The sequence below is a fragment of the Moorena sp. SIO4A5 genome, assembly GCF_010672005.1.
Taxonomy (GTDB): domain Bacteria; phylum Cyanobacteriota; class Cyanobacteriia; order Cyanobacteriales; family Coleofasciculaceae; genus Moorena.
On record NZ_JAAHHZ010000572.1, the window covers coordinates 1 to 3133 of the forward strand.

The 3133-nt window shown below is 45.3% G+C and carries 3 protein-coding genes and 1 pseudogene; all 4 read right to left on the reverse strand.

Going from position 1 to position 3133, the window contains the following annotated elements; all coding sequences use genetic code 11:
* A partial coding sequence (locus tag F6K57_RS42380; RefSeq protein ID WP_364306292.1) for a sensor histidine kinase occupies nt 1-394 on the reverse strand: 394 nt, incomplete at its 3' end.
* Nucleotides 392-1897: pseudogene (locus F6K57_RS41190) on the reverse strand (PAS domain S-box protein); the annotation flags it as partial. The pseudogene F6K57_RS41190 and the gene F6K57_RS42380, both read right to left, overlap by 3 nt.
* Nucleotides 1898-2683 (reverse strand): MBL fold metallo-hydrolase, encoded by a 786-nt coding sequence (locus F6K57_RS41195; protein ID WP_075898460.1) that lies wholly within the window; start codon nt 2681-2683, stop codon nt 1898-1900.
* A 24-nt stretch (nt 2684-2707) separates the two neighbouring features.
* Nucleotides 2708-3133 (reverse strand): aminodeoxychorismate/anthranilate synthase component II (locus tag F6K57_RS41200; RefSeq protein ID WP_293074852.1); only part of this gene is annotated, 426 nt, incomplete at its 5' end.

Consider the following 3133-nt stretch of genomic DNA (forward strand, 5'->3'; position numbering starts at 1 on the left):
TAACACCATGACTTGTATCTAACTCAACTTCACCTTTGAGTTGCTTAGTGGCTAGGGTATGGACTAAGCGTAGACCGAGGGTGTTGGGGTTATCTAAATCTATACCTTCTCGGATGCCAAGACCATTGTCACTGACGATCAGTTCAAAATAGTTATCCTCACAGCACTTAAAGTCAACAATAATTTCACCGCCATCTTCTTCTGGAAAAGCATGTTTGAGGGCATTGGAGACTAACTCATTAATAATTAAACCACAGGTAATGGCCCTGTCGATGTTGAGAAATGTCTGAACAAAATTAACCTTAATCGTAGGGGGATTATTAGTACAGGCGTAAGATCCTAATAAGTCCTTAGTCAGGGATTGAATATAATCTTGGAAGTCAATCTGACTCAGATTCTTAGAGCCATAAAGTTTCTCATGGATTAAGGCCATGACTTAGAGACGATTGCGGCTTTCACAGAGGATATCCAGGATACTTTCATCATCTATATATCGGGACTGGAGGTAAAGGAGTCCTGAGACAATTTGTAAATTGTTCTTGACCCGATGGTGAATTTCTTTAAGCAGTATATCCTTGTGTTGGGCTTCATTAGTTGCTGCTTCTGCTCTGATGCGATCGCTAATATCTCGACCTTCTAGGATTAACAACACTATATTTCCGTTCTCATCCCGCAACGGTTTCACGGAAAACTCCATCGTGATCACTTGACCCTGTAACCCTAGCACCGACCCTTGATAACGGACAAACTCACCGTTAGCTGCTTGAGCGATCGCATTTTTTAAAGAATTCTCGGTTTGAGTAGACTGTGTCCACCATTGGATTTGCCAGAAGGGCTTACCCACAATCTCTGACGGAGTTAATCCGCTAAAGTTAAGGGCAGTTTGGTTGGCTTCGAGCAAGGTACCATCTGGTTGCAGGAGCCATGTAAATTGGCTGGTCTGGTCAAAGATGGCGTGAAATTTCCGCTCACTCTCTGCCAAAGCTTCCTCGACTTGCTTGGCTTTGGTAATGTCAGTGACAATACCATCAATGCGTATCGGGATACCATGGGCATCGGTGTGAATTTGTACATGATCACGAATCCAGCGCACCTGCCCATCAGAGCGCACGATTCGATATTCTAAGTCTTGACCGTCAATTGCCAGAAGTGATTGGGGTGACAACGGCAATGAGTTATTGCTAAAAAAATTTCGCTTTTGCTGAACTCGTTCTCGGTCTTCTGGGTGGATTACCTCTAGCCAAAGATTTGAGTTACCTAAAAAATCGGATATACTATAACCATAAAGACTATCAACAGCGGAGTTGAGGTAAAGCAGTCTGGAGGTTTGGGGGCGCACGGACCAAACCACATCCTCAAGGGAACTCAAAATACTTTCGAGTCGATTTTGGCTTAACTGTAATGCCAATTCGTTTTTTCCGAGGGCTTCTTGAGCCAGAATGCGTCCGCGAATCTCCTTGGAGAGTCTAGAATTGGTGGTTAAGAGTTCAGCGGTGCGTTGTTCAATCCGTCGTTCTAGCTCAAGGCTGGCTTGTCGCAACTTTTGGATCAGCTTCTGATTCTGGTCTTTTATCCAGCCGAGCCGCACAGCCAGTAAGACCACAACTAGAATCCCCAAACTCACCTCTACTGAACCCCCGGTTAAACTCGGTGGACCAACGTGAACAGCAGAGGCATAGATCAGGTAAATTGCCCATACTGTGGCACTGGTAACTCCAGCAAGTAATCCGTCGATACTGGCAGTTAGGGCAACAGCAAAGAAAAGAAGTATAAAGGGAGTTGGAACAACAAACCCAAACTGCCGTAGGGTTTCAATCCAGAAAATCATGCCTAAAACCGCCACTCCACCAATCCAGAAAGGCGGTTGCAGTCTGGGTAAGGGGCTAGGCAAGCGCATTTAAAAGTTGTAGTTGTAACTCATTAGTTGAATCACTGACCCATCTTGGGATAAATCCCCTGAGCTAATCGTAATGGTATCGTTTTTGGCACGGCGTATGGGTGTGTCCTTCATCAATGTTAAGAACTCCTCCACTGGCAAAATATCACACTGTTCGGCATCAGCGGCCTTGGTTCGGAAATGAGTAGGAATCATGATCTTTGCCTTAAGGACATCAAATGCCTGTTTAGCTTCTTGAGGGGTGTAGGCTTTTGGTCCCCCTCCCACTGGAATCAAAGCTAAATCAGGACGCCCGATCAGAATTTTCTGCTCAATATCTAGAGGGGCTGCTGCTCCTCCCAGGTGTAGGATATTGATACCATTTTGAGTCCATTTCCAAACCACGTTATTACCAAACCGACGTCCACCGACTCGGTCGTGAGGAATACTAATTCCCTCGAATTTTAGCCCATTTACTTGAAAAATACCCGGTTCAAATAGGAGCCGGGGACTCCCCGGTATACCTTCCGCTGCTCCTTCATCTAGTAGTAGGCTACTGATTAGGACTAAATCTGCCTCTACTTTTGGTGAGTTGTATCTAGCCGTACACCCAATGGTTTGGAATGGGTTGACTAAAACTCGCACACCACCCCCAGTAAATAAAAAGCAGGTATGACCAAGCCACTTTACTGTCAATACATTGCGTGATGGCTGTGCTTGGTAAGAACTGAGTCCAGAAGCTAAGCCGGTTGAAAGAGTTGTGAGTACACCCGCACTCACATAGCGCATCAACTGTCGCCGTTTCATGGTTTCTTGGAAACAAGTTTATTTTCAGGGAGATATAGAGAGAGTAGCAGATGCTGGCAGCGATTCTAAGAAGTTTTTTAGAAGTTGCTTACCAGAACAGGTCAAAATACTCTCTGGATGAAATTGGACGCCTTCTATGTGTGTATAGTTCCGATGTCTAACTCCCATAATTGTGCCATCATCCACCCAAGCCGTGATTTCCAAGACATCAGGACAGCAGCTACGGTCAATAACTAAGCTATGGTATCGAGTCGCTGTGAAAGGATTGGGTAATCCCCGAAAAACCCCAACCCCAGTATGATGAATCTCTGAGGTTTTGCCATGCATCAATACTGGTGCCGAAACAATTTTCCCGCCAAATACCTGGCCCAAGGCTTGATGACCCAAGCAAACCCCTATAATGGGTAGAGTTGACCCCAAATTGCTGTAGATAGCACCTGATAGGGGCAA

Coding starts and splice junctions, on each gene's coding strand:
- F6K57_RS41195 (WP_075898460.1), bottom strand. CDS start 2,683: ATGAAACGGCGACAGTTGATGCGCTATGTGAGTGCGGGTGTACTCACA.